At 62.0% G+C, this 25,483-nt stretch carries 21 protein-coding genes and 1 pseudogene; 14 read left to right on the top strand and 8 right to left on the bottom strand.

What is annotated here, in order from left to right; all coding sequences use genetic code 11:
- Nucleotides 1-3 precede the first annotated feature (3 nt).
- The 6 genes and pseudogenes from AC07OT_RS23700 to AC07OT_RS23675 form a co-directional block, all read right to left on the bottom strand.
- Nucleotides 4-774 carry a class I SAM-dependent methyltransferase gene (locus AC07OT_RS23700; protein WP_495109180.1) on the bottom strand — a complete coding sequence of 257 codons (771 nt, stop codon included), beginning with the start codon at nt 772-774 and terminating at the stop codon, nt 4-6.
- A gap of 7 nt (nt 775-781) precedes the next feature.
- Entirely contained in the window at nt 782-1,918 is a 1,137-nt protein-coding gene (locus tag AC07OT_RS23695; RefSeq protein ID WP_495109179.1) for a Rossmann-fold NAD(P)-binding domain-containing protein, read from the bottom strand.
- A complete protein-coding gene (locus AC07OT_RS23690; protein WP_495109178.1) occupies nt 1,915-2,640 on the bottom strand; it encodes an SDR family NAD(P)-dependent oxidoreductase in 726 nt (241 codons plus the stop codon). The genes AC07OT_RS23695 and AC07OT_RS23690 overlap by 4 nt, the downstream gene beginning before the upstream one ends.
- A gap of 10 nt (nt 2,641-2,650) precedes the next feature.
- A complete protein-coding gene (locus AC07OT_RS23685) occupies nt 2,651-3,379 on the bottom strand; it encodes a sulfotransferase-like domain-containing protein (protein WP_495109177.1) in 729 nt (242 codons plus the stop codon).
- The gene (locus tag AC07OT_RS23680; RefSeq protein WP_495109252.1) at nt 3,376-4,599 is read right to left on the bottom strand and encodes a transaldolase family protein; all 1,224 of its coding nucleotides are present in this window, start codon (nt 4,597-4,599) and stop codon (nt 3,376-3,378) included. Before AC07OT_RS23680 ends, AC07OT_RS23685 begins: the two co-directional genes overlap by 4 nt.
- Nucleotides 4,600-4,722: 123 nt before the next feature.
- Nucleotides 4,723-5,313 (bottom strand): annotated as a pseudogene (locus AC07OT_RS23675) (HAD family hydrolase); the annotation flags it as partial.
- Nucleotides 5,314-5,566: 253 nt separating this feature from the next.
- Here AC07OT_RS23675 and AC07OT_RS23670 point away from each other — a divergent pair.
- The 3 genes from AC07OT_RS23670 (at nt 5,567) to AC07OT_RS23660 (ending at nt 9,161) form a co-directional block, all read left to right on the top strand.
- A complete protein-coding gene (locus AC07OT_RS23670; RefSeq protein WP_098479958.1) occupies nt 5,567-6,367 on the top strand; it encodes a glucose 1-dehydrogenase in 801 nt (266 codons plus the stop codon).
- Complete coding sequence (locus AC07OT_RS23665; protein WP_495109176.1) at nt 6,360-8,186, top strand: glycoside hydrolase family 15 protein; 1,827 nt, start codon at nt 6,360-6,362, stop codon at nt 8,184-8,186. Before AC07OT_RS23670 ends, AC07OT_RS23665 begins: the two co-directional genes overlap by 8 nt.
- Before the next feature lie 75 nt (nt 8,187-8,261).
- Nucleotides 8,262-9,161 carry an alpha/beta fold hydrolase gene (locus tag AC07OT_RS23660; RefSeq protein WP_495102307.1) on the top strand — a complete coding sequence of 300 codons (900 nt, stop codon included), beginning with the start codon at nt 8,262-8,264 and terminating at the stop codon, nt 9,159-9,161.
- Here AC07OT_RS23660 and AC07OT_RS23655 read toward each other — a convergent pair.
- Complete coding sequence (locus AC07OT_RS23655) at nt 9,158-10,126, bottom strand: GlxA family transcriptional regulator (protein WP_419480713.1); 969 nt, start codon at nt 10,124-10,126, stop codon at nt 9,158-9,160. The genes AC07OT_RS23660 and AC07OT_RS23655 overlap by 4 nt on opposite strands.
- Before the next feature lie 90 nt (nt 10,127-10,216).
- Between AC07OT_RS23655 and inhA the strand changes: the two genes are divergently transcribed.
- Nucleotides 10,217-10,897 carry an isonitrile hydratase gene (gene inhA, locus AC07OT_RS23650; RefSeq protein WP_092489778.1) on the top strand — a complete coding sequence of 227 codons (681 nt, stop codon included), beginning with the start codon at nt 10,217-10,219 and terminating at the stop codon, nt 10,895-10,897.
- Between the two features lie 181 nt (nt 10,898-11,078).
- On the opposite strand, the gene AC07OT_RS23645 is transcribed toward inhA, so the two are convergent.
- Nucleotides 11,079-11,708: a LysE family translocator gene (locus AC07OT_RS23645; RefSeq protein ID WP_495109175.1), complete on the bottom strand. Its 630-nt coding sequence runs from the start codon at nt 11,706-11,708 to the stop codon at nt 11,079-11,081.
- A 160-nt stretch (nt 11,709-11,868) separates the two neighbouring features.
- Here AC07OT_RS23645 and AC07OT_RS23640 point away from each other — a divergent pair, with 160 nt between their 5' ends.
- The 10 genes from AC07OT_RS23640 to AC07OT_RS23595 all read left to right on the top strand — a co-directional run bounded on the left by AC07OT_RS23640 (nt 11,869) and on the right by AC07OT_RS23595 (nt 25,475).
- The gene (locus AC07OT_RS23640; protein ID WP_053132260.1) at nt 11,869-12,384 is read left to right on the top strand and encodes a sigma-70 family RNA polymerase sigma factor; all 516 of its coding nucleotides are present in this window, start codon (nt 11,869-11,871) and stop codon (nt 12,382-12,384) included.
- Nucleotides 12,371-13,321, top strand: coding sequence for a FecR domain-containing protein (locus AC07OT_RS23635; RefSeq protein ID WP_495109174.1), 951 nt, complete (start codon nt 12,371-12,373; stop codon nt 13,319-13,321). Before AC07OT_RS23640 ends, AC07OT_RS23635 begins: the two co-directional genes overlap by 14 nt.
- A gap of 104 nt (nt 13,322-13,425) precedes the next feature.
- Entirely contained in the window at nt 13,426-15,912 is a 2,487-nt protein-coding gene (locus tag AC07OT_RS23630) for a TonB-dependent siderophore receptor (protein WP_495102311.1), read from the top strand.
- Between the two features lie 430 nt (nt 15,913-16,342).
- Nucleotides 16,343-17,782: an undecaprenyl-phosphate glucose phosphotransferase gene (locus AC07OT_RS23625; RefSeq protein ID WP_115488783.1), complete on the top strand. Its 1,440-nt coding sequence runs from the start codon at nt 16,343-16,345 to the stop codon at nt 17,780-17,782.
- Nucleotides 17,782-19,242: a mannose-1-phosphate guanylyltransferase/mannose-6-phosphate isomerase gene (locus AC07OT_RS23620; RefSeq protein ID WP_495102312.1), complete on the top strand. Its 1,461-nt coding sequence runs from the start codon at nt 17,782-17,784 to the stop codon at nt 19,240-19,242. The genes AC07OT_RS23625 and AC07OT_RS23620 overlap by 1 nt, the downstream gene beginning before the upstream one ends.
- A 1-nt stretch (nt 19,243) precedes the next feature.
- Nucleotides 19,244-20,155, top strand: coding sequence for a glycosyltransferase family 2 protein (locus AC07OT_RS23615; RefSeq protein ID WP_495102313.1), 912 nt, complete (start codon nt 19,244-19,246; stop codon nt 20,153-20,155).
- A 29-nt stretch (nt 20,156-20,184) separates the two neighbouring features.
- A complete protein-coding gene (locus tag AC07OT_RS23610; RefSeq protein ID WP_495109251.1) occupies nt 20,185-20,961 on the top strand; it encodes a polysaccharide biosynthesis/export family protein in 777 nt (258 codons plus the stop codon).
- Nucleotides 20,962-20,975: 14 nt separating this feature from the next.
- Nucleotides 20,976-22,967, top strand: a complete 1,992-nt coding sequence (locus AC07OT_RS23605; RefSeq protein ID WP_141157210.1) for a GumC family protein — start codon at nt 20,976-20,978, stop codon at nt 22,965-22,967.
- Nucleotides 22,967-24,157, top strand: coding sequence for a glycosyltransferase (locus tag AC07OT_RS23600; protein ID WP_495109173.1), 1,191 nt, complete (start codon nt 22,967-22,969; stop codon nt 24,155-24,157). Before AC07OT_RS23605 ends, AC07OT_RS23600 begins: the two co-directional genes overlap by 1 nt.
- Nucleotides 24,147-25,475: a GH39 family glycosyl hydrolase gene (locus AC07OT_RS23595; protein WP_495109172.1), complete on the top strand. Its 1,329-nt coding sequence runs from the start codon at nt 24,147-24,149 to the stop codon at nt 25,473-25,475. Before AC07OT_RS23600 ends, AC07OT_RS23595 begins: the two co-directional genes overlap by 11 nt.
- The last annotated feature ends 8 nt before the right edge of the window (nt 25,476-25,483 follow it).

Below are 25,483 nucleotides of genomic sequence, written 5' to 3'. Positions count from 1 at the left end.
TCCTTAAACGGCGCGTGCGGTGTGGATGACAAAATCACAATTCATCATGTCGTAGTCACGCTGGAAATCCCCGTAACTCTCATGGGCGCAAAATCCGGACTTGAGCACCTCCCCCTTCAACTCACCCGGCAACAGCGGATAGACCTGCAACCGGTACTGCTCGGCGTCATCAAAGGAGTAGATGAACTCACACACGTGCTCATCCACCTGCCCCAGGCCGACGGATGCCTGCGTGCCGCAGTAATAGTAATTACCGCTGGACTTGAACTTGCCTGCGCGAATGGCAAAGAAGTTACGTTGATCCACAATCAGCAAGCCGCCCGGATTGAGCAATGCCCTGAATCTCTCCAGCACCTCCAGCCGTTCATGGGCGGCAAACACATGGCACAACGAACTGCCCAGGCACACTACGGCATCGAAGCGCCCCAGCTCGGCGGGATCGAGGGCCTGCCAATCCCGGTAGTGCGATTCGATCGCCAACCCACGTTGCCGAAAATTCTCCCGGGCCTTGGTCAACATCGTGCTGCTGCCGTCCGTGGCGACGACATCGAACCCCGCCTGCTTAAGCTGGACCGCATGAAAACCACTGCCCGTGGAGACGTCGATCACCGACTTCACGCCGTGCTGCTTCAGCAGGTTTTCAAAGAACCCGTTCTCCCCCGCCTTTCTTTTGTCCCAATCGATCAATTCATCCCAGCGCTCGACGAATTTTTTCGAGTATTGCGTGGCGTAACTGGCGACTTCGCCGCGCTTGTGCACCGACATCCGATTCATCACACACCTACCAGGTTGAATGTTTGAAAGACAGGTATTTGCTCGACAGCTCGCGGGCAAATTCGGCGGACTGTTCGATGGACATGGTTTTCTTCGAGTACCCCAGCATCGCCTGCATCACGGCCATGCATTGCGGGTTATAGGTGACCGAGCCATCGCAATGAATTTCATCGATGCCATCCTGGCTCTGGCAGATGGTATTGATGCGCACCGCTTCGTCCTGGGGGCAGTCGGCGCTGAACTGCACCTTGATCTGCCCCTCCTGCAGCCACACCGGATAGCCGCCCGGCAACCCCAGCGGGCCGGGCGCGTGCACCAACACCGGCGTGGACGAAAACAACCCTTCGATCACGGTGACGGCCGAGCACGCCGTGAGGAACTGCCCATCGATACCGCCCAGGCGGCGGAACTCGGATTTAACCGTGGAAAAAATCGCTTCGACCGGCAGGTGGGCCGCAGCCGGGCGGTCGCGCACCTCATACAACAAGCGGTAACTGGCACGCGGGGGCAAGCCGCCGCGCGGCACGTAGTGGCTGAAATAGTGCTGGGCATACAGATGCACCTGCACATCGGCGGGCGCACACTCCAGCAGCCGCGCGATGGAAAATCGCAGCGCCGGGACCAGGTTGGCCACATTGCCCACGCCAATATCCGGCGCCAGCCCGACCCTGGCCAGGATCGGGTTGACCGCATCGGGAAAGGCCGCGTTGACCGTCCTGGCCGCGATACCAGAGGCTTTCACCGCCTGCATCAAGTGATGCATCAGCGTCAGGTGCATGGGCAGCCAGGGGCCGAACTGCGCCTGGTCGAGTTGCTCGAACGAGAGCCTGGGCAACCCGGTGATCACCCGCCACGACTGCAACGACGCGCAGTTCACCACCAGGTCCGGCGCCTCTGCACGCAGCACCTGGGTGACCCGGTCGATATCGGTGAGGTCGGCGATCACCGGCTTGATCGTGATGTCTTGCCCCAACTGCGCACACGACAGGGCCACCAGGTTGCACAGCCGCACGGTCGCGTCTTCATTGCGCCCCAGCACCACGAACTCAAAGGCATTTCTCGGCCCGAGAATCTTCAGGATCTGCAGGCACAGGTTGCCTGCGCCCACCAGCAGCAGTTTCTTCTTGGGGGCTGACGGGCTCATCGTGGGTAGGCTCCGTTGTCTACCGGAATGACCTTGCCGGTGACATGCCGCATGGCATCGCTGATCACCAGCAAAATGACCTCGGCAACACCGCCGGGCAGGATCGGTTCCTTGAGGATTTCCTGGCGCGCGTACTCGGCGCGGCGGTATTCAGGGATGGTGTCGTAGATGGCGGTGTCATGGATCAGCGCCGGCGACACTGCGTTAACCCGCACGAACGGCGCAAAATTCCAGGCATTGGCTTTGGTCAGGCCGATCACCGCCGCCTTGGTGGCGCCGTACAAGGCATCGCAACTGCCCACTTCGCCGGCCACCGAGGCGATATTGACGATGCTGCGCGGCGCCTCGTGTTTCATCTCCCGTTCGGCGAAGTCTTTGGAGAGATAGACCAAGGCCTTGAGGTTCACAGTCAGGATTTCGTCCACTTCGGCATCGGAATAGGCGTAGATACTTTTGCCGTGGTAAATACCGGCGTTATTGATTAATGCATGAATAGTTGTGTGGCGCTCGTACAGCTCAGGGATAAACCCCTTGATCAGCGCATTATCCGAAAAGTCCGCGACATGGGTTTCCAATACATCTGCCGTATAAGTGCGCTGTAACGCACGCAGTCCTTCGGCATCCTTGTCGGCACCTATAACGAAATAACCTGCCTGGATAGCCCTTTCCACTGTAGCCCGGCCAATCCCGTTGGCCGCACCGGTGACAATCAACTTTTTCATACAACAATCCTTATTGGCAAAATTCATTCATGCGTGCGTAAAAGGGTCGGTGGTATTCGTAAAAGGCTTTTAATTTTGGCGACCGATCGAAAGCGTCCATATCGATAGCAGGTTTATCCGGCAGAGCAATGCGTTCACTGTTCTCCGCCGCCACATGCCAACTTCTCCAGGTTTTCCACTGTCGCGGACATTCGCGTTTCCATGTCATGGCATGGGGCAAAAATTCAATCTGCAAGTAGTCACACAGTTTACGAATGACACGCTCCGGCTCGGCGGCAAGGTCATCGGCATTAATCACATAAGGCACTTTTCCGATGAGTTTGGTGACCACACAAAAAATCTCGTACAAGGCTTTATGCCCGATGGCCTCCATGGGCATATCGGGGTGTACCCGGTGATGGGAAATAATGCTGCTGGCAGGTTCGCGAATAATAAAAATATTGTGTTGTTGCGCCAGGAAGTCCCGGTCAACTTTCAAGTCATCCAGGCAGTGGTAACACATGTCTTTGTGAAACACGTTGGCACCTTCCCGGGCCTTGAGAAGTTGCTCTTTGATGCCTTGATAGGTGGTGGGCAAACTGTGGTCCCATTCATCCGAAGGAATCACTGAATCTGCGGAAAACGCCATATGGGCAAACGGCTCGTGGAAAACCTCAAAATCCCCCCGTTCGATAAACACCCGCTCCAACACGGTGGAACGGGAACGCGGGTGCGCCCACAACCCGACCATCTTGTTCATGCCAGCACCCCGTACTCAGCGGCCAGGATGGCGTTGAGCGAGCGTGCGAAAGGCTTCGTCACCGGACACAGGCGCACGCAGTAGTCGGTCAGGCGCCGATGCGCACTGTTGGCTTCGTTGCAGGCGTTGATAAACGCCTCATGATTGCCAAAGTCGTAGGGCTCGATGCTGTCGATGAAATAGGCTTCGCAGAAGTACGGAATGCGGATGAGCCGGGCGAACGTCTCAGCCGGCGCCTGCTGGGGTTCACGGGCGGGTGCCACCGGTTTACCGTGGCTTTCACGCTCGATCAGAAACTCCACCACATCCGGCGTCAGCGTGTAGCACGTGGTGGTCAGCCCGGTCTTTTCCAGGTGCCAGCAGTGCTTGTGGCCACGCTCGTCAACGTCGACCTTGATACTGGACAGCAGGGTCTTGACCGGCACCTTCGAGGCCGCGACCAGCGCCTGGATCTGCTGGTAAATCATCAGCTCGGCCCAGCGCATGTCCTCCGGGCCCAGCGTCAGGCCACGCTCGGCGGCCTGCAAGGCGAACTCGGGCTGGCAGGAAAAGCGCCCGATCATAAAGGTGATCACATACTTGCAACGGCCGGTGTCGACGCCATTGCAGAGGGCGCAGGCGATGCCTCGCTCTATCGCCTGGATACCGGCCTGGAACTGCGAAACGGTGAAGCAGAACGTGATGTTGACCGAAACGCCTTGGGCCACCAGGTGTTCGATCGTCGCGAAACCCTCCAGGCTGCCCGGCACTTTCACCATCACATTCGCGGCCAGGCGATGCAGCTCCAGGCCCCGCGTGGTCATGCGTTCGCTGCACCGCACGTCCGACGGGTCGACCTGGGCGCATAGCCAACCATCGGCCTGAGCCGATTGCACCCACAGCGGCTTGAGCATCGAGGCGCCTTCTGCAATCACTTCGTTGTACAACTGCTTGCGCAATTCCCCGGGAGACAGGCTGGCCAGATTAAAACGCGACGACCAATACTCTTTCTTGTCGAGGATCGCCGCCGTCACCAGCCGGGGGTTGGTGGTCACACTGCTGAAGCCCCAGGGCTGGGAGAGATCCTGCGGCATCAACTGTTCGATATGGGCGGCGGCTGCCGGGTACTTGTCCAACAAATGCTGTTTATACGGTGCGTACACCACGGGCGACGAATCCCACCACACTTCCGAACAGGGATCATTACGTTTAAGTCGCTCTATATAACCCAGTGTGCCCACAACACTTGCTCCTTGAGTAACGTGATCAATGAGGGTCGGTAACTCACGCATATCGGCAAAAGGTAACGCACCGGCTTCGGCCAATATTCGATGTCGAGACAACGGACCAAAACCCAGGACTTTTATACTGGCTGCCACGGCGGCTTGAATCCCTGTGACACTGTCTTCAATCACCAGCGCATCACAGGGTTCGACGTTGTAAGTTTCACACGCCGTTAAAAACACCAGCGGATCAGGCTTCCAACGCCCCAATTCATAACAACTGAATATTCTTCCCTCGAAATAAGGCAACAACCCCACAAGGCGTAAACACTGTTCTATCTTATTGCGCGGCACACTCGAGGCTACGCAATAGGGAATGTCCAGCACTTCCAATACGTCAAGTATCCCATCAGTCGCTTTCACATTAAGCGTCAATGCTTCCAGCGCTCGAACTCGGAAGTCCTCTTCAAACCGAGGGGGCAAACAAATACCCAATAACTTTTCTACTTCGCTCAGGCAATCGGCAATCTTTCTTCCACGAAAGTGCTCAATGAAATACACACTATCCAGTGTCTTGCCGTCCTGTACGTGAGCATTAAGCATGCCGATCAATACAGACAAGGTGATCTCTTCGCTTTGGACGAGTACACCGTCGCAATCGAAAATAACTAACTTAGGCAACGTCGTAGCTCCCTGCTCTGGTAGTTCCCCTATAGCTGCCGATAAATACATAGGCATCTCTTATAGGTGACTCCGCATGACTTCCGAACTACCAGCGGAACGGGTTGAGGTGTGCTTATAAGACACGGGGCAAAAAACCCTGTCAAACGCTTTTTAGCGGTTTTTTAGTATCTTATGGTTATTTTTTATTCTTCTGTTATTCCATTTTTCACCATGGTTGTAGTCGCTAATTTCACACGGCTGAACTTCCGTTGCGCGCCGCCAGTCAGCTACTTGAACTCACGAATTCAAGGTCGGGTGGGCAATGCATATCTCGTTGGAGCAACAAGTGGCGCTGGTAACGGGCGCCAGTTCCGGTATCGGCGCCGGTGCGGCCAGGGCCCTGGCGCAAGCCGGCGCTGCGGTGGTGCTCAATTACAACAGCCAGGCCGCGCCCGCCGAGGCCTTGGCAGAGCAGATCAACGCCGAGGGCGGCCGGGCGATTGCCATCGGCGCCGACGTGTCGAAAGAAGCCGATGTGGAACGCCTGTTCGCAAAGACCCTCGAAGCGTTCGGCCATCTGGACATCCTGGTGGCCAACTCCGGCATGCAGAAGGACGCCGCCGTCGTCGACATGACCCTCGACGACTGGAACGCCGTGATCGGCGTCAACCTCACCGGCCAGTTCCTCTGTGCCCGTGCGGCCGTGCGCCTCTTCAAGCGCCAGGGTATCCGTGAAGGCGTATCCCGCGCCGCCGGCAAAATCATCCACATGAGCTCGGTGCACCAGTTGATCCCTTGGGCCGGGCATGTGAATTACGCGGCGTCCAAGGGCGGCGTTGAGATGCTGATGCGCACCCTCGCCCAGGAAGTGAGTGAACAGCGCATTCGCATCAATGGCATTGCGCCGGGGGCGATTCGTACGGCGATCAACCGTGCCGCCACCGAAGGTGCGGCGGAACAGGCGCTGCTCAAGTTGATCCCCTATGGCCGGGTCGGCGATGTGGAGGACGTGGCCAACGCCGTGGTATGGCTGGCCAGTGACGCCTCGGATTACGTGGTCGGCAGCACCCTGTTCATTGATGGCGGCATGAGCCTTTACCCGGAGTTTCGTGACAATGGTTGATTTGAAAAACGAACCACAAAGCGCCATCGATGCCCACGGCATCATCGGCGACATGCGCAGCGCGGCGCTGGTGAACGATAAAGGCAGCATCGATTTCTTCTGTTGGCCGGAGTTCGACAGCCCGTCGATCTTCTGCTCACTGCTCGACACCCCCGATGCCGGCACGTTTCAACTCACCCCGGACCTGCCCAACGCCCGCCGCGAACAGATCTACCTGCCCGACACCAATGTGCTGCAAACCCGCTGGCTCAGCGATGACGCCGTGGTGGAAATCACCGACCTGCTGGTCATCAGCGAAGAAATCGACGACTTGCCCCTGCTGATTCGCCGCGTACGCGTGGTCAGCGGCACGGCCACCCTCCATCTGCGCTGCGCCGTGCGCCATGACTATGCGCGCGCCGCCACCGAGGCGAGCCTGGATAACGCCAGCGTCTGTTTCAACGCCGATGGCCAGCCGGGCATGCGCCTGTGCGGCAGCCATCCGTTGCAGATCGAAGATAACGCCGCCGTGGCCCGCTTCACCCTGGATCAGGAAGAAGGCGCCGAGTTTGTACTCGGCGGCCAGGACGATGAGCGTGTGGGCAGTGTCTGCACCGACCTGGCCCTGGCCCATACCTTGAAGTTCTGGCGCGGCTGGATCGCGCAGTCGAACTACCGCGGGCGCTGGCGCGAAATGGTCAACCGCTCGGCCCTGGCCCTCAAGCTACTGACCTCGCGCAAACACGGCGCAATCATCGCCGCGGCCACCTTCGGTTTGCCGGAAACGCCTGCGGGCGAACGCAACTGGGACTACCGCTACACCTGGATCCGCGACGCCTCGTTTACCGTCTACGCGTTTATGCGCCTGGGTTTTGTCGACGAGGCCAACGCCTATATGCGCTGGCTCAAGGGCCGGGTCAGCGACTGCTGTGGCCAGCCGACCAAGATCCATATCCTCTATGGCATCGACGGCCGCCAGGAGCTGCCCGAAACCACGCTGGAGCACCTCAGCGGCCACGGCGGCGCCAAGCCGGTGCGCATCGGCAATGGCGCGGTCGACCAGGTCCAGCTGGATATCTATGGCGAGTTGATGGACGCGGTGTACCTGGTCAACAAGTACGGCGAAGCCATCTCCCACGAGGGCTGGAAACACACGGTGGAAGTCGCTGACCAGGTTTGCGAAATCTGGAACCAGAAAGACGTGGGCATCTGGGAAATGCGCGGCGAGCAGCATCACTTCCTGCATTCGCGGCTGATGTGCTGGGTGGCCCTGGACCGTGCGATCCGCCTGGCCTCCAAGCGCTCGTTGCCGGCGCCGTTTGCACGTTGGGACCAGACCCGCCAGGCGATCTATGCCGATATCTGGAGCAACTTCTGGAACGAAGAACGCGGGCATTTCGTGCAGCACATCGGCAGCACCGCACTGGACGGCTCGATGCTGCTGATGCCGCTGGTGCGTTTTGTCGCCGCCACCGACCCGCGCTGGCTGAGCACGTTGCAGGCGATCCAGAAAAGCCTGGTGCGCGACGGCATGGTCTACCGCTACCGCAACGACGACAACGCGATCGACGGCCTGCAAGGCACCGAAGGCGCATTTGCCGCCTGCTCGTTCTGGTACGTCGAATGCCTGGCCCGCGCCGGGCAATTGGAGAAGGCCCACCTGGAATTCGAACAACTGCTGCGCTACGCCAACCCGCTGGGCCTGTATGCCGAAGAGTTCGACAGCCAGGCCCGCCACCTGGGCAATACGCCCCAGGCGTTGAGCCATCTGGCGTTGATCAGCGCGGCGACGTTCCTGGACCGCAAGCTCAGTGGCGAGAAGACGACCTGGCAGCCCTGAGGCGCCCTGCCTTTACAGGCAGGGCATCCCGTCATGTCTTTCGACTAGAGTTTCAACACCTGACAGGAGCCCACCATGACCATCACCGCCCCCCTCCTCTACGTGCGCACCTCCATGCTCGATGTGGCGTATGAAACCCACGGTCCCATCGACGGCGAGCCTGTGATCCTGCTGCATGGTTTCCCTTACGACCCGCGCGGCTATGACGAGATTGCGCCGGTGCTGGCCGAGCGCGGCTACCGGGTGCTGGTGCCGTACCTGCGCGGTTATGGCCCTACGCGGTTTATCAACGCGCAGGTGATGCGCTCCGGCCAACAGGCAGCGCTGGGCAAGGATCTGCTGGATTTCATGGATGCGCTGTCGATCCCGCGCGCCACCCTGGCCGGGTATGACTGGGGCGGGCGCGCCGCGTGTATCGTCGCGGCGCTGTGGCCCGAACGGGTACGCGGGCTGGTAACGGGCGATGGCTATAACATCCAGGACATTGCCAGGTCGCGCCAGCCACGGGCGCCGGTGACGGAACATCGGTTGTGGTACCAGTTCTACTTCCACACCCAGCGCGGTGTGGACGGGCTGACGGCCAATCGCCGCGAACTGTGTGAGTTGCTGTGGTCGCTGTGGTCGCCGTCCTGGGCCGAAGGGCCGGGGCTGTATGGGCAGACGGCGCCGTCATTCGATAACCCGGACTTTGTCGAGGTGGTGATTCACTCCTATCGCCATCGTTTCATGTATGCGCCTGGCGATCCGGCGCTGGAAGCCATCGAGCAGGCCCTGGCGCGGCAACCGGCGATTGCGGTGCCGAGCATTTCGCTGTGCGGCGCCGATGACGGCGTGGGCCCGCCGTCGCAAGAGGATGACGACGTGGAGCATTTCAGCGCTTTTTACCGACGCCAGGTATTGCCGGGCGTGGGCCACAATATTCCCCAGGAAGCACCGCAGGCTACCCTCGACGCCCTGTTTGAATTGCTCGCCTAGGCCACCGGCGAGAACCGCTCGCGGTAGGCCTGGGGCGTCACCGACAAGGCCCGCATAAAGCTGCGGCGCAAGGTTTCTTCGCAGCCGAAGCCACACTGCACGGCGATGCGCTTGATCGACGTGGTGCTGTCGGCCAGTTGCCGGCGCGCGCTTTCGACACGGATCAGCTCCACCGCGCGCGCGGGCGTCTGGCCGGTTTCGGCGCGATAGTGGCGCACGAAGCTGCGCTCGCTCATCCCGGCCTGAGCGGCCAGGGTCGGGATACTCAGGTCGAGGGTCAGATGCTCGGCTATCCAGGCATGCAGCTCGGTGAAACGGCTGCCGCCCTTTTGCAGGGACAGGGTCACGCTGAATTGCGACTGGCCGCCGGGGCGCTTCAGGAACACCACCAGGTGCCGTGCCACTTCCAGGGCCACGGCGCGGCCCAGGTCTTCTTCGACCAGGGCCAGGCACAGGTCGATGCCGGCGGTCACACCGGCGGAGGTCCACACCGCGCCCTGCTGGATAAAGATCGGGTTGGGCTCCACGGTCAGCGCCGGAAACTTGCGCGCCAGTTCTTCGCAACGGGTCCAGTGGGTGGCGACGCGGCAACCATCGAGCAAGCCACTGGCCGCCAGCAAAAACGCACCGGTGCACACCGAGGCCATGCGCCGGGTGTACCGGGCTTTTTCGCGCACCCAATCCACCAGTGCAGGCTTTTCAGCGGCGCCGTACACGCCCCAGCCACCCGCGATCACCAGGGTGTCGCAGGGCTGGTCGACCGCAGGCAACGGCTCGGCCACCAGCGCCAGGCCGGCGGAGGTCATCACCGGGCCGGCCTGGTCGGCGATCACCGTGACCGCATAAGGCAACGGCACGCCACGCTGGCGCGCCAGGTCATTGGCCGACGCAAACACCTGCAGCGGCCCGGTAACGTCGAGCACCTGGGCATTCTCGAAAGCGAGTACGTGGACAATTCTGGGCATGGTTGGCGTGATTCGTGGGTTCAATGGCGTATTCGCCAAAGCCTAGGCCGCTAGAGTGAGGTCGTCTACCCCTTTCTCGGAGCTTCATTCATGACCTTGCAGATCGGCTTTCTGTTGTTCCCCGGCATTCAGCAACTGGACCTGACCGGCCCCTATGACGTATTGGGTTCGCTGCCGGATGTAAAGCTGCACCTGGTATGGAAGGACCTGGCGCCGGTCACCTCCAGCACGGGCCTGGTGTTCACGCCAACCATGACCTATGCCGACTGCCCGACGCTGGATGTGATCTGCGTGCCCGGTGGTTCCGGCGTGGGCCCATTGATGGAAGACCCGCAGACCCTGGACTTCCTCAAGGCCCAGGCGCAGACCGCGCGCTACGTGACCTCGGTGTGCACCGGCTCGCTGGTGCTCGGCGCGGCGGGGTTGCTGCGCGGGCGCAAGGCGACGACGCACTGGGCCTACCACGACATGCTCGCCCCGCTCGGCGCCATCCCGGTACAGGAGCGCGTGGTGCGTGACGGCAACCTGTTCACCGGCGGTGGCATTACCGCAGGTATCGACTTTGCCCTGGTGCTGGCGGCGGAACTGTACAGCGAAGCGGCGGCGCAACTGGTGCAGTTGCAGATCGAATACGCACCGGCACCGCCGTTCGATTCGGGTCGCCCGGACACAGCGCCTGCGCATGTGCGGGAAGAAGCCAACAAACGCACCGCCGAATCGCGCAGGGTGCGCGGTGAAATCGTCGCGCGCGCAGCAGCACGGCTGGGCTGAGCCTGTACCAGTGGTGAGCGAGCTTGCTCGCGCTGGGCTGCGCAGCAGCCCCTCCAAAGCTTGGGGCCGCTTTGCGCCCCAGCGCGAGCAAGCTCGCTCACCACAACAAGCTCGATCACCACAACAAGCTCGTTTGGCCACAGACCGCTTGCTCGCCGCACAATCCCTTCACCCCATGGGGTCAGGTTGGGCGCGACATCACCGCCAGGCGCACCGCCAGCACGCTCAGCACCGTCGCCAAGCCCCATTTCTGTAGCCAGGCGCCTTTTGGGCGCCTGGCGAAGAAGCGGCTCAGCGCCCCGCCGAAAATGCCCAGCAGCAGGTGAAACACCCCAGCGATCAAGGTGAGCACGCCGCCCAACAGCATCAACTGCACGGCGATGGAGCCGGCCTGGGGCCGTACGAACTGCGGCAAAAACACCACAAAAAACAGCAACGCTTTGGGGTTGAGCAGGCTGTTCAGCATGGCCTGCAGAAAAACCCGGCCAAGGGGCACACGGTGCAGGTGGGCAGTATCTGGCCCAGGTTTTTTCTGCAGCGTCTTGAACACCAGCCACAGCAGGTAGACCACACCCGCATAGCGGATCACGTCAAAGGATGGCGGCCAACTGGCGACCAACGCCGTCACACCGCTGGCGGTCAATGCGCTCAGCAGTATGTCGGCGACACCGATGCCCAGGGCCGAGGCCACTCCCCCACGCCAGCCGTGGGTGACGCCATGGCTGATCACAAAGGCCATGTTCGGCCCCGGGGATAAGAGCAACAACAGCACAGCACCTGAAAAAACCGCCAGAGTCCCAAGGTCGATCATGCTCAAGCCCTCCACCGGGAAAAACCTGCACATTAGTGCGTGGGCCCGGGGCGAACAAAAAATTGTGCTGGATACATTGTTCATCGGCAATTGCGAATGGCCACGACCAGCGTCTAGAATGCGAAACATTATCAATTAAGACGGCTGCGCCAGGATGCCCATGTCGAGCGATCACCCACTGGACCATGCCGCCATCGGCCAGCTTTATCACACCCATCACTCCTGGCTGCGCGGCTGGTTGAGCCGACGCACCGGTTGCCGTGAACGTGCCGCCGACCTGGCGCAGGAAACCTTTGTGCGCCTGCTCAACGCACGCAAACAGCAGGCCGTGCTGCAGCCGCGCGCGTACCTGAGCAGCATCGCCCGCAGCTTGATGATCGACCAGTACCGACGCCGGGAATTGGAGCGCGCCTACCTCGAAAGCCTTGCGCATTTTCCCCAGGCCGACGTGCCGTCGGAAGAAACCCGCCTGCTGATTCTCGACAGCCTGGAACGTATCGACCGCCTGCTCGACCAGCTCAAGCCGCGGGTGCGTGAAGCGTTCCTGCTGGCGCAACTGGACGGCCTGACCTGCGCGCAGATCGCCCTGCGCCTCGGGGTGTCCAAGGCCACGGTGGAGCGTGACCTGTCCAAGGCGCTGCATGCCTGCTATCGGTTGCGCTATGCCGACCTCTGACCCGCGCCTGCTCGACCAGGCCATCCAGTGGATGATCAAGCTGCGCTTCAACGTCGCCGACGACGCCAGCACCGCTGCGTTCGAGCGCTGGCTGCACACCAGCGCCGAACACCAGCAGGTCTGGCAGCGGGTGGCGGCGATGAATGATGAGTTCAGCCAGTTGCCCGCGCAGGTCGGCCGCCACGCCCTGCACGGTGCACGTCGACGTATCAGCCGTCGCGAAGGGTTGAAGCTGCTCGGCCTGGTGGCTGGTGCGGCCGGCCTGACCTGGTTTGGCCGCGACTACACCCCGCTGCCCGCCTTGATGGCCGACTATCGCACTGCCACCGGCGAACGGCGTTGGGTGGCGTTGAACGACGGCAGCCGCATCCAACTGAACAGCGCCAGCGCATTCGACACGGCGTTTACTCAGGAACGGCGCCTGGTGCAATTGCGCCGGGGTGAAATACTGGTCAATCCCGGTGCCGACACGCGGCCCTTCTGGGTACAGACCCGTGACGGTTACCTGCGCGCCCTCGGCATGCGCTTCCTGGTGCGCGAAGAGCCCCAAGGCACCATGCTCGCCGTGCAGCAGGGCACGGTGGCGGTGTTTGCCGACAACCACGCCGCCGGGGCGCGCCAAGTGATCAACTCCGGCGAACAGGTGCTGTTCGACCGCAGTGGCATTCGTCCTCTCGTCGCCAATGGCCTGGACCCTTGGGCCTGGAGCGAAGGCGTGATCAGCGCCCGGGACATGCGCCTGGATGCTTTCCTCGCCGAACTGGGCCGCTACCGCAACGGCCTGCTGCGCTGCAGCGAAGCGGTGGCCGGATTGCGGGTGTCGGGCACTTATCAGTTGGACGACACCGATGAGGTGCTGGGCCTGGTAGCCCACTCACTCAAGCTCGATGTCACTTACCGCAGCCGCTACTGGGTGACCGTCACCGCCCGCGTTTAACATTCGAAAATAAATGAGGTGAATTCTCATTGCCGCTCGACCTGTAAGGAAAGGCCGATCAACAGGCCGGTTCTGTTCACTTCCTTCAGGAGCATCCCGCGGTCATGCAAGCGTTCCCCTTCCCACGTTCACCCCTCAAGCACGCGGTGCACGCCGCCTTGCTCGGCGCCTGCCTGAGCTGCGCAACCGCGCCGCCGTTCGCATGGGCCGAAACGCCGGCCAGCGACACCCAGGCCCGCGACTGGAACATCGCCGCCGGTTCCCTGGCCACCGCGCTGGACCAGTTCGCCCGCCAAGCCGGCATCAGCCTGTCGTACGACGCCACCAGCGTCGCCGGCAAGACCAGCCAGGGCCTGAGTGCTCGCCTGGACCGCGAGCAGGCGCTCGGCCAGTTGCTGCGTGGCCAGGGCCTGCAAGCCCAGCGCCAGGGCAACAGTACCTGGCTGCTGCTGCCGCAAGTGGCCGACGGCGGCGCGCTGAACCTGGGCGCCACCACGGTCACCGGTGAGCGGTTGGGCGCCACCACCGATGGCACCGGTGCCTACACCACGGGTGCGGTGACGATCGGCAAGGGCGAGCACAGCCTGCGGGAAACGCCGCAATCGGTGAGTGTGATGACCCGCCAATTGATGGATGACCAGAACCTCACCACCATCGATGACGTGATGGAACGCACGCCCGGGATCACCACTTACGAATCACCCATGGGCGGCAAATATTTTTATTCCCGTGGTTTCAAGATGCTCGGCCAGTACCAGTACGACGGCGTGCCCCTGGACATGGGCAAGGACTACGTGCAGGCCGACAGCTTCAGCGCGAACATGGCGATCTACGACCGCGTGGAAGTGCTCAAGGGCGCGGCGGGCATGCTCAAGGGTGCCGGCACCGCCAGCGGCGCGGTGAACTTCGTGCGCAAGCGGCCCCAGGCCAAGCCCACCACCAGCCTGTCGCTGTCCGCCGGCACCTGGGACAACTACCGCGCCGACGTCGACACCGGCGGCCCGCTGAATGACAGCGGTACGGTGCGCGGCCGCGCGGCGATCAGCCAACAGAATCGCGGTTCCTACATGGACATTTCCAAGCGCCAGGACCAGGCTTTCTATGGCGCCCTGGATGTCGATCTCAGCGCCGACACCACCCTGGGCTTCGGCGCCAGCTATGAAGACGTCGACGCCACACCGTGCTGGGGCGGCCTGCCGCGCTATGCCGACGGCAAAAGCGCCCACCTCAGCCGCTCCACCTGCCTGGGCCAATCCTGGAACGACTGGCAAAGCCGGCGCACCACCTTCTTCGCCGACCTCACCCATCACTTCAACGATGACTGGAAACTCAAGGTTGCGGCCGTGCACAGCCGCAACCTGCAAGACACCAAATACGCCGCCAGCGAAGGCACCATTGCCTACGGCAACCCGACGCCTACGGCCAACTCCTATGCGGCGCTGATGGACTACGACCACAAGGACTTCGGCCTCGACGCCTATGTGGACGGCAAGTTCGAAGCCTTCGGGCTGGAACACGAACTGATCCTCGGTGCCAATGGCAGCCGTGGTACCCAGGACGATGTGTACGCGATCCAGAACCTGCCCAGACGCCAAAGCATCTACCAACCCGACCACCATTTCCCGGAGCCGGCCAACAGCACCTTCTGGCCGAACATGTATCGCGGCGGCACGGTGAAAGAAACCGCCACCCAGTACGGCGCCTACACCACCTTGCGCCTGCGCCTGGCCGAGCCGTTGATGTTTATCGTAGGCAGCCGCGTGAGCTGGTACGAGAACCGTCGCCAGTCCAACAACCTGGCCTGGGGCGAGTGGGCCTTGCAGGATGCCCGCACCCGGGAAACCGGTGAAGTGACGCCGTTTGCCGCACTGATCTACGACCTCAATGAGCACCTGTCGGTGTACGCCAGCTACGCGGATATCTTCCAGCCGCAAAGTTCCTATGCCACGCTCGATGGCGCCGCGCTCAAGCCGAAGATCGGTGACAACTACGAGCTGGGTATCAAGGGCGAATGGTTCGACGGGCGCCTCAACAGCTCCCTGGCGCTGTTCCGCGCCGTCGAGAAAAACGCGGCCGAATCCGATTACATCGCCCAGTGCCCGACCTCCGCCGACGGCTATTGCTACACCGACAGCGGCAAGGTGCGCGCCCAAGGGGTGGAGGCGGAAATCAGCGGTGAAGTGCTCGAGCGCCTGCAGGTATCCGGCGGCTACACCTACACCCAGACCAAGTCCTTGAAGAACATCGATACCGCCCTGGAGGGCGGTACGTCCAACACCTACGTACCTCGACACATGCTGCGCATGTGGGGCGACTACCAGCTCGACGGCGCCCTGTCGAAATGGAGCGTGGGCACCGGCGTCAACGCCCAGAGCAGCAATTACCGCGTGCAGACCATTAAGCTCGAACAGGCCGGTTACGCAACCTGGAGTGCCCGTGTGGCGTACCGTATCGACGACACTTGGACCGTCGCACTCAACGGCAACAATCTGTTCGATAAAAGTTACTACAACACGGTGGGTACAGCCTCCTGGGGTAACTTTTATGGCGAGCCGCGAAATTTTACGGTGAGTTTGAAAGGCAACTTCTGATCTGGCGAAAGTCCCGCAGGCAGGGCACTTCGTGCGCCCTGCCACCCCCTCTTTGTCCCCCCTTCCTACCGCCTTTGAAAAAAGGTTTTTCCTTTATGCAGGAAAAATCCTGCATTTGTTTCTACACTCAAAAACACACCCAATCACCGCTTACCCGGACAAGGAATGTCAATAAAATGCCGAACAAAACACTGATAAACCTGTCTTCCCTGCCACCTCCGCACCATCGTCAATTCATTGACAAATTGATTAAGGGAACACTCCTGTAGTCACTACCCCCGCAAATTCCCTTCAAATGGATAGCTGCATTTGAATTGATAGTTGCGTATTACCCAGAGTAGCCGTAGTTGGAAGTGCCCTCTAAAGCAGTTCGCTGCTTTATTGAACAAACATCCAAACAATAGCTCTGGCGTGCAATGAGGGATGTTTTATGCGAGAGAAGTCGTCCGTCGACAGCCTGTTTTTAACGCGCGCCGGTTTTGTTGAGTTCTTTGTTGTTTTCGTCAAGTTCATACATGGCCTGAGTGCCATTTTGCCCCCGCTGATCCTGGTGATGTTCATCGACCCGATGGACCCCGAACTGCGCGGGCACTTCCTCGGCCTGCTGGTATTTTTCGCGGTCCTGACGATCATTCTGTTCCAGGCCCTGGGCATCTATTCCGAAGAACTGTTCAGCAACCGACTGCGCCTGAAAACCAAGGTCAAGGCCTGGTCGGCGGCGTTTTGCATCCTGTTGTTCATGTACCAGATCCTGCAGTTTTTCCCGCAATTGACCCCGCGTAACCTGGTGGCCTGGTACGTCGCCAGCCTGGGCTTGTTCTGCCTTGAGCGCCTGCTGATGCTGCGCCTGTACCGCAGCCTGATGCGCAAGGGCAAATACCTGCAACGTACGGTGATCCTGGGCTTTACCGACACCGCCATGCACGTCGCCGATCACCTGCAACGCAACGGTGATATCCGCTCCGGCCTGATCGGCTTTATCGACGATCGCACCGAGCGGATCCCCAAGGAATTGAGCAACCTGCCCCTGCTGGGCAACACCCGTGACCTGGAGAAACTCATCCGCGCCGAGCAGGTCAACCAAGTGATGATCTGCCTGCCCTGGGCCGCCGAGCAGCGCATCCACGGGCTGGTCAATCGCCTGCGGCAGATGTCGGTGAACGTGATGCTGGTGCCCGACATGGCCGCCCTGCGCTACGGCCATAGCCGTATCACCGATGTGGGCGGGATCCTGATGTTCAACACCTCGCAATTGCCGTTGCGTGGGTGGTCGCCGGTGATCAAGCGCCTGGAGGATGTGCTGCTGGCCAGCCTGGCGCTGGTGACACTGTCCCCTGTGATGGTCGCGACGGCAATTGCGATAAAGCTCGACTCCAAAGGGCCGATCCTGTTTCGCCAGAACCGCTTTGGCTACAACGACAACGAAATCCGCGTGTTCAAGTTCCGCTCGATGTACACCGACCAGAGCGACTTCACCGCCGAACGCCAGACCACCCGCCAGGACCCGCGCATCACCCGGGTGGGACGCATCATCCGCAAGACCAGCATCGACGAGCTGCCGCAGTTGTTCAACGTGCTGCTGGGCAACATGTCCATGGTCGGCCCGCGCCCCCATGCCACGGCGACCAAAGCCGCCGGCATTCCCTTCGAAGTGGCGGTGAGCGAGTACAGCTCGCGCCACCGCGTGAAGCCGGGGATTACGGGCTGGGCGCAGATCAACGGTTACCGGGGTGAGACCGACACCCTGTTCAAGATCCAGAAACGTGTCGAGTACGACCTGGAGTACATCTCCAAGTGGTCGGTGTGGTTTGACCTGTACATCGTTTTCATGACGGTCCCGGCCGTCCTTTCCACCAAGGAAGTCTATTGATGAAGACCCTCAACGGATTAATTCCCTGCATCGTTTCCGGTGGTTCGGGCACTCGACTGTGGCCGGTGTCGCGGCAGAACATGCCCAAGCCGTTCATGCGCATGCGCGATGGCCAGAGCCTGCTGCAAAAAACCTTCCTGCGCGCGGCCAAACTGCCCGGTGTGGAAAGCGTGCTCACGGTGACCAACCGCGACCTGTTGTTTCGCACCCTCGACGACTACCGCGGAGTGAACAACGCCCGCCTGCCCCTGGACCTGCTGCTGGAACCGTTCGGTCGCAACACGGCGGCGGCCATCGCCGTGGCGGCCCTGCATGTGCAGGAGCATTTCGGCGGCGACGCACAGTTACTGGTAATGCCCGCCGACCATCTGATCCTCAATGAAGTGGCGTTCGCCGAGGCCGTGACCCAGGCCCGCGACCTGGCCGAAGCCGGCTACCTGGTGACGTTCGGCATCCAGCCCGACCACCCCGAAACCGGCTTTGGCTATATCGAGCAAGGCGAGGCGCTGAGCCACGGCTACCGGGTCAAACGCTTCGTCGAGAAACCCGACCTGGCCACCGCCCAGGCCTACCTGGACGGCGGCAAGCACTTGTGGAACGCCGGCATGTTCTGCTTCAAGGCCAGCACCCTGGTGGATGAGCTCGCCACCCATGCACCCGACGTGCTGGAGGCCGCACGCGCCGCGCTGGAGCACAGCCAGAGCCTGCAGAACACAACCTCGCGCCAACGTGAACTGGATGCGGATGCGTTCGGCAGTGCGCCGGATGTTTCCATCGACGTGGCCTTGATGGAAAAGTCCCGGCAAGTGGCCGTGGTGCCCTGTGACATTGGCTGGAGCGACATCGGGTCCTGGGAAGCGCTGCGCCAGCTCACCCCCAGCGATGCCCATGGCAACCAGGTCAATGGCGAGGCGATTTTGCATGACGTGCACAACTGCTACATCGACTCGCCCAAGCGCGTGCTGGGCGCCGTGGGGGTGCGCGACCTGATCATCGTGGATACCCCCGACGCACTGCTGATCGCCGACGCCCACCGCAGCCAGGATGTGCGCTATATCGTCGCCGAGCTCAAGCGCCAGAACCATCCGGCGTACAGCCTGCACCGCACGGTGACCCGGCCGTGGGGCACCTACACCGTGCTGGAGGAAAGCAGCCGCTTCAAGATCAAGCGCATCGTGGTCAAGCCCCTGGCCTCGCTGTCGTTGCAGATGCACCACCACCGCAGCGAACACTGGGTGGTGGTCAGCGGCGCGGCACAGATCACCAATGGCGACCGCGAGTTCCTGATCAACGCCAACGAGTCCACCTACATTCCCGCCGGGCACAAACACCGGCTGACCAACCCCGGCATCATCGACCTGGTGATGATCGAAGTGCAGAGCGGCGAGTACCTGGGCGAAGACGACATCGTGCGCTTCGACGACATCTACGGCCGCGCGCCCGCCGAGGTGAAAAAATGACATGCGCACTTCATTGATCATCCCCACCCGTAACGCCTCCAGCCACCTGGCACGCCTGCTGCCTGCGCTGAAGATGCAAACCCTGCAACCTGACGAGATGCTGGTGGTGGACAGCGCCTCCAGCGATGACACCGTGGCGCGCTTTCGCACGTTCGGCGCGCGGGTCGAGGTGATCGACGCCCGTGACTTCAACCACGGCGGCACCCGCCGCTGGGCCAGCGAACAGGTGGGTGGCGACGCGCTGATCGTAATGACCCAGGACGCCATCCCCGCGACGCCCGAGACCTTTGCCAACCTGCTCGATGAATTGCAGCAGGACCCGCTCAACGGCGTCGCCTACGGACGGCAATTGCCCCACCCCGATGCCGGCGTACTGGGCGCGCAATCGCGGCACTTCAACTACCCGGAACACAGCCGCAGCAAAAGCCTGGCCGATGCTCCGGAGCTTGGGATCAAGACCTGCTTCAGCTCCGACTCGTTTTCGGTGTACCGGCGCAGTGTGTTGCAGGCCGTCGGTGGCTTCCCTGCCGACGTGATCGGCAGCGAAGACGCCTTTGTGGCCGCACGCATGCTGCTCGACGGCTACAAGGTGCGCTACGCCGCCACCGCGCTGGTGCATCACTCCCACGATTACAAACTCATGGACGAGTTTCACCGCTACTTCGACATTGGCGTGTTCTACGGCCGCGAGCCGTGGATCAAGCAGGCCTTTGGGGACGCGGGTGGCGAGGGCAAACGCTATGTGCTGGCCGAACTCGCGGCGCTGCGCAAAGCCGGCGCCTTGCACCGCGTGCCCGAGGTGCTGGTGCGCAGTGCGTTCAAACTGCTCGGTTACCGCCTGGGCCATCTTGAACGCCGCCTGCCGCTCGCCCTCAAGCGGCGCATCAGCATGTTTCCCGGTTATTGGAGGTGAGCATCATGACCCACAGGAAGTCCCCCTTGATGAAGCAAAGCGTGCTCGCCCTGGCCATGCTGGCCCTGGCCGCCTGCAACACCCCTGCGCGTATCGAACCACCGGACAGCAAGACCGTCGAGGACGGCAAGCGCGCCCTCGACCAATTGGCCCAGTTGCCTCCTGCCGTGGAACGCATCCGTATCGGCGACCAGTTGCGCATCGTCCGCGATGCTGGCGAGATGCCGACGCTGTCGGCGTTCAACGTCAGCACCATCTACGAGCTGACGCTGTACACGGTGCAGACCGACGGCAAGATCAACTACCCGTTCCTGGGGCCGATCCAGGTTGCCGGGCGCCAGCCATCGGAGCTGGCCACCCAACTGACCCACGAGCTCGCGGCGACCTACCGCGAACCCCGGGTGACGGTGAACATCAACCAGGCGCCGGGCAACTCGGTGATCGTCGGCGGCGCGGTGAATAACCCCACGGCGGTGCAGATCGCCACGGCCAACACCCTGGAACAGGCGATTGTCGGCGCCGGCGGAGTCAGCCCGGCGGGCAACGCGAGCATGGTTGCGCTGCTGCGCGAAGATGCCCAGGGCGCCTATCGTGCTTACTTCCTGGACTTCAGCCAGCTCCTCAAGACCGGCGCCAACGGACGCAAGCCGGTGCGCCTGCAACGCGGCGACGTGGTGTTCGTGCCCAAGTCCAACGTCGGCGAGCGCATCCAGGGCGTGGACACCTACATGAACCAACTGATCCCGTTCACCAAGTCCATCGGGGTCGGCTACAACTACACGCGAACCAGCGGCGGCAGTAATTAAAGGAGCGACATCCCATGATCGAGATCCGTTCTTTTCGTGATCTGCTACGCCTGTTCTTCATCTTCCGGCACGAGTTCAAACTGGCCGCCATTGCGGCGCTGGTGATCATTCTGCTGGGGGCTTTCCTGCTGCCGGCCAAGTACGAATCCACGGCGCGCCTGCTGGTCAAGCCAGGGCGTGATTCGACCTTGCCCATCGAGATCAGTAACCGCCAGGCGCTGGTGATGCCCAGCACCCAGCGCGACCCGATTGTCGACGAGGAGCGCCTGCTCACCGGGCGCCCGATTGTGCGGGCGGTGGCCGAGCACTACCTGGAAGTGATCAGTAACGCACCGCCACCGGAAGGCTTCTGGAAGCGCACCAAGTACTACGTCAAGAGTGGCATAGGCGCGGTGTTCGATGGCATCCGCGTGGTACTGGAAACTGTCGGCGTGGTGGAAAAAACCACGCCGGTGGAACGCCTGGCGGCGGGCCTGGAAAAGAACTTCGAGGTGAGCCACGCGGCCGGCTCCACGGTCATGGACATCAACTTTACCTGGGGCGACCCGGAGATAGCCCAGGCGGTGGTCAAGGATTGGGTCGAGACCTATGTCAACGAACGCACCCAGGCCCTGGGGCGCAAGAGCCTGTACGTCTTCTATGAAGGCCAGGTAGCCACCAGCGCCACCGAGATCCAGAGCTACAAGCAACAGATCCTCACGCATCTGAACCAGATCGGCGCGGCGAGCATCACTGATCGCCTGGAAGACTTGTCCGAGCGCATCAACGTACTGCGGGGCGAAACGTTCAACACCACGCGCCTGATCGCCTCCTCCGACAGCGCCATCCAGAGCACCCGCACCCAGCTCAAGAGCCAGCCCAAGGAAGTCACCACGGTGCGCCAGATCGCACTGAACCCCCAGCAGCAGGACTTGCGTCGCCTGCTGAACCAGAAGCTGCTGGAAAAGGCCGACATGATGCGCACCTACACGGACAACGCGCCGCCGGTCAAAGCCCTGGATGCATCGATCCGCGCAATGCAGGCCCATGTCGCGAGTGAAAGTAACACCGTGCAAAGCTCGGAAAACCGCGCGCCCAATACCCTGGAAATCCACTTGCAGCGAGTACTGCTGGATGAGTCGAGCAACAACCTCGCGCTGCGTACCCAACTGACTCAACAACAGAAACAACTGGCCAACCTCGAAGCCCAGCGCAAGCAAGCCCTGGAGATCGAACCGGAACTGACACGCCTCGCCCGGGAGCTGGGCGCCGCCGAACGCAACTACGCGTTGTATGTGGACAACCTGGAAAAATCACGCATTGACCGTGAACTGGATAACAGCCAGATCAGCAACATCGCGGTGATCGAAGAGGCCACCCTGAACCCCGGCCGTATCTTTCCCAAGACCCTGGTGATGCTGGTGCTGGCGGTCCCATTCGCCCTCGTCGTCGGCCTGCTGGTGATCTACCTGTGCTACCTGCTCGACCAGCGCATCCACGATGGCGGCCTGGCGGAACGCAAGTTCGGCCTGCCGCTGTGGACCACCTTGCCCGAGCTGGACACCAGCACCGCCCAAAGCACCAACGCGTTCAATGCGAGTATCTACCGGCTGTACGGATTGCTGCAGTTGGAGCGCATCGCCGAGCAGGGCCTGACCCTGGGGCTGACCTCGGCACGTCACGGCGAAGGGGTGACCTTTGTGGTGGAACAACTGCGTCAGTTGCTGCAGGAAAACGGTATCAACGTGCGTGTGGGCGGCGCCGAACCGGCGGCGCCAGGTGAAGTGGTGCTGCTGGACGCCTCGGCGCTGCTGGATAACCGCGATGCGTTTATCAACCTGCGTCGGGCCGACCTGATTGCGCTGGTGGTGGAAGCGCAGAAGAGCACGGTGCCGGTGGTGGAGCACGCGCTGTCGATCCTCAACACCGCGTTCGGCAAAGTCGACGGCATCATCATCAACCGGCGCAAATTCGAAGTGCCGGCCAAGGTGCTGAAAACCATCGCCAAGTACCGAGGGGCATTCTGATGCGCGTCGCCCTGCTCGCCCCGTTGCCGCCGGAGAAAAATGGCATCGCCGACTACGCGAACCATTTCCGCACGGCACTGGAACAACTGGAGGTGACGGTGCTGACGCCGTTGGCCGGGGTGGCGGGCAACAGCGAGGCGATCAAACAGGCCATCGGTGGTTTCGACTGGCACAGCGTGGACCTGGTCCACGCCGAGCTGGGCGGCGGACGGCTGGGGGAGTTCCTGGCCCTGCGCGAATTGCGCAAGGCCTACCCGGCACTGCCCTTGACCGCCACGGTGCATGATCCGGAACGCATCGTCTGGCGGCGCGAGCGCTTGCCATTCCCGTTGAACCTGCTGGAGCGCTTGCCCAGCCCGATGCCACAGGCGGCAGTGGTGCTGGCCGATCCGCTGACCTTGCGTGAAGAGCGCCAGGTCGCCGCCGGCTTGACCCGCTTGATCACCCTCACCCGCCTGGGCGCCGAGTGCCTGGGCCAACGCATGCAACTGCGGGCGGGGAAAGTCGCGGTGATCAACCATGCCAACCTGGCGATTGCATCGGCGCCGTTGCCGCCCCTGGATACGCTGCGCCTGCTGTACTTCGGGTTTATCTACCGGGGTAAAGGCATCGAAGACCTGTTAGAGGCCCTGGCCGGCGTATTCAAGCAGGCTCCCGAATTGCGTGAGCGTGTGCGCCTGACCCTGGCCGGTGGCACCGCCGCCGAAATGGCGTTTGGCGCAGGCGGCAATTACCTGGAGCAGTTGAACCGCCAGATCGCCGAACTCGGCCTGGCGGATGCCATCGACTGGCGGCTGAACCTGCCGGCCGACGAGATTGCCCAGACCATCCAGGCCCACCATGTGATGGTACTGCCCTATCGCGAATCGAAAAAACTCGGCCTGCTCGGGCGCCAACGCGGGACCAGTGGCGCGCTGTCCTGGGCTGCCGCCTGCGGGCGTGGGGCGATTACCTCCGACGCTCGCGCGTTTGCCGAGGAAGTCGCCAGCGGCAACGGTGCCATCTACCCCGAAGGCGATGTGGATGCCCTCAGCGCGCAACTGCTGCGCCTGGCGCGCACGCCGCTGCTGGCCCGGGAGTGGGCCGAACGCGCCGGCGAAATCGGCCGCGAGCGCTTATGGCCGTTGACCGCGCAAAAGTTCAAGGCTCTGTTTGAGCAAGCCATCGAGGGCAGCCGCCATGGCGCGTAAACGCACCTACGTCGCCACCTTGGTCGTAGTCGCCGCCCTGGGCCTCACCGCGTTTTTGTGGGGGCGCCAGGCCGATGCCGAGAGCCATGTGCTCAAGGGCAACAAAACCGTGGTGTGGAAAGATTTCCTCGGGGTGAACGCGCAGTTCCTGTGGTTCGCCCCTGAGCGCTATCAGAAGCAGATCGACCGTCTCAAGGCGCTGGGCCTGGAGTGGGTACGCCTGGATTTGCACTGGGACCAGCTGGAGCCGGTCGAAGGGCAGTACCAGGTTGCGACGCTGGATCAGTTGGTGGGCAAACTGCAGGACAACCAGCTCAAGTCGGTGTTCTACCTGGTCGGGTCGGCGCCGTTCGCCACCACTGCGCCGGTGGGTGCGCCGTATCAGGACCAGTACCCGCCAAAAGATCCCAACGTGTTCGCCAACCGCATGGCGCTGTTGGCCCAACGCTACCCCAGTGTCGACGCCTGGCAGGTGTGGAACGAACCGAACCTGCTGGGCTTCTGGCGCCCGGCAGCCGACCCGGCCGGCTACGCCGCACTGCTGACCACCACCGCCGCCGCGTTGCGCGCAATGAACCCGAGCAAACCGGTGGTGGCCGCCGGCATGGCATTCTTCAGCGAAATGCCCAACGGCCAGAGCATGTTCGATGCCCTCGGCGCCCTGGGCGTCGCCAGCCTCAATACCGTCGTCTCGTACCACCCTTATACCCAATTGCCCGAAGGCAACGACCCGGCCAACCTGGACTTTATCGCCAGGACCACCACGCTCAACCAGGCCCTGCGCAGCGGCGGCGTGCAGACCCTGTGGAGCACCGAATGGGGCTGGTCGACCTACACCGGTCCCAAAGACGCCCAGGACATCATCACCCCACAGGCCCAGGCCGATTACGTGGTGCGCCGCCTGGCGCTGATGAGTGCGCTGGATTACGACCGGATCTTCCTGTTTACCCTCAGTGATCTGGACCAGCGCGCCAGTGTGCGTGATCAGTCTTACGGTTTGCTCGACATCGACGCCAACCCCAAGCCGGTCTACACCGCGCTGAAAAATTTCCTCGACGTCAGCGGTCCGACGCTCACCCCCGGCGATCCGCCCAGCGCCGATCAGTTGCCCGACGGCCTGTTCAGCATCGGCTGGACCCGCGCCGACGGGCGCAAGCTATGGTTCTTCTGGGCGGCCGGGGGCGGCAACGCACACCTGCCCAACCTGACCAGCGCCACCCTGTATGACCCGCTGCGCGGTACGCAAACCCCGGTAAGCGGCACCCATGGACTGACCGTCATGGTCAAGCCGAACCTGCAAATTCTGTTATGGGAGTGAGGCCCGCC

This window comes from Pseudomonas sp. GW821-FHT09C10, from assembly GCF_059418085.1.
The sequence above is the reverse complement of the archived record's forward strand: the minus strand, read 5'-3'. Positions and strand labels throughout refer to the sequence as shown.

What these genes read in the sequence shown, in the direction of transcription:
- inhA (WP_092489778.1), top strand. Translation starts at nt 10,217, where the DNA reads ATGACCTTGCAGATCGGCTTTCTGTTGTTCCCCGGCATTCAGCAACTG.
- AC07OT_RS23695 (WP_495109179.1), bottom strand. Translation starts at nt 1,918, where the DNA reads ATGAGCCCGTCAGCCCCCAAGAAGAAACTGCTGCTGGTGGGCGCAGGC.
- AC07OT_RS23620 (WP_495102312.1), top strand. Translation starts at nt 17,782, where the DNA reads ATGAAGACCCTCAACGGATTAATTCCCTGCATCGTTTCCGGTGGTTCG.
- AC07OT_RS23605 (WP_141157210.1), top strand. Translation starts at nt 20,976, where the DNA reads ATGATCGAGATCCGTTCTTTTCGTGATCTGCTACGCCTGTTCTTCATC.
- AC07OT_RS23685 (WP_495109177.1), bottom strand. Translation starts at nt 3,379, where the DNA reads ATGAACAAGATGGTCGGGTTGTGGGCGCACCCGCGTTCCCGTTCCACC.
- AC07OT_RS23630 (WP_495102311.1), top strand. Translation starts at nt 13,426, where the DNA reads ATGCAAGCGTTCCCCTTCCCACGTTCACCCCTCAAGCACGCGGTGCAC.
- AC07OT_RS23665 (WP_495109176.1), top strand. Translation starts at nt 6,360, where the DNA reads ATGGTTGATTTGAAAAACGAACCACAAAGCGCCATCGATGCCCACGGC.
- AC07OT_RS23660 (WP_495102307.1), top strand. Translation starts at nt 8,262, where the DNA reads ATGACCATCACCGCCCCCCTCCTCTACGTGCGCACCTCCATGCTCGAT.
- AC07OT_RS23615 (WP_495102313.1), top strand. Translation starts at nt 19,244, where the DNA reads ATGCGCACTTCATTGATCATCCCCACCCGTAACGCCTCCAGCCACCTG.
- AC07OT_RS23610 (WP_495109251.1), top strand. Translation starts at nt 20,185, where the DNA reads ATGAAGCAAAGCGTGCTCGCCCTGGCCATGCTGGCCCTGGCCGCCTGC.
- AC07OT_RS23700 (WP_495109180.1), bottom strand. Translation starts at nt 774, where the DNA reads ATGAATCGGATGTCGGTGCACAAGCGCGGCGAAGTCGCCAGTTACGCC.
- AC07OT_RS23670 (WP_098479958.1), top strand. Translation starts at nt 5,567, where the DNA reads ATGCATATCTCGTTGGAGCAACAAGTGGCGCTGGTAACGGGCGCCAGT.
- AC07OT_RS23595 (WP_495109172.1), top strand. Translation starts at nt 24,147, where the DNA reads ATGGCGCGTAAACGCACCTACGTCGCCACCTTGGTCGTAGTCGCCGCC.
- AC07OT_RS23655 (WP_419480713.1), bottom strand. Translation starts at nt 10,126, where the DNA reads ATGCCCAGAATTGTCCACGTACTCGCTTTCGAGAATGCCCAGGTGCTC.
- AC07OT_RS23635 (WP_495109174.1), top strand. Translation starts at nt 12,371, where the DNA reads ATGCCGACCTCTGACCCGCGCCTGCTCGACCAGGCCATCCAGTGGATG.
- AC07OT_RS23690 (WP_495109178.1), bottom strand. Translation starts at nt 2,640, where the DNA reads ATGAAAAAGTTGATTGTCACCGGTGCGGCCAACGGGATTGGCCGGGCT.
- AC07OT_RS23600 (WP_495109173.1), top strand. Translation starts at nt 22,967, where the DNA reads ATGCGCGTCGCCCTGCTCGCCCCGTTGCCGCCGGAGAAAAATGGCATC.
- AC07OT_RS23640 (WP_053132260.1), top strand. Translation starts at nt 11,869, where the DNA reads ATGTCGAGCGATCACCCACTGGACCATGCCGCCATCGGCCAGCTTTAT.
- AC07OT_RS23645 (WP_495109175.1), bottom strand. Translation starts at nt 11,708, where the DNA reads ATGATCGACCTTGGGACTCTGGCGGTTTTTTCAGGTGCTGTGCTGTTG.
- AC07OT_RS23625 (WP_115488783.1), top strand. Translation starts at nt 16,343, where the DNA reads ATGCGAGAGAAGTCGTCCGTCGACAGCCTGTTTTTAACGCGCGCCGGT.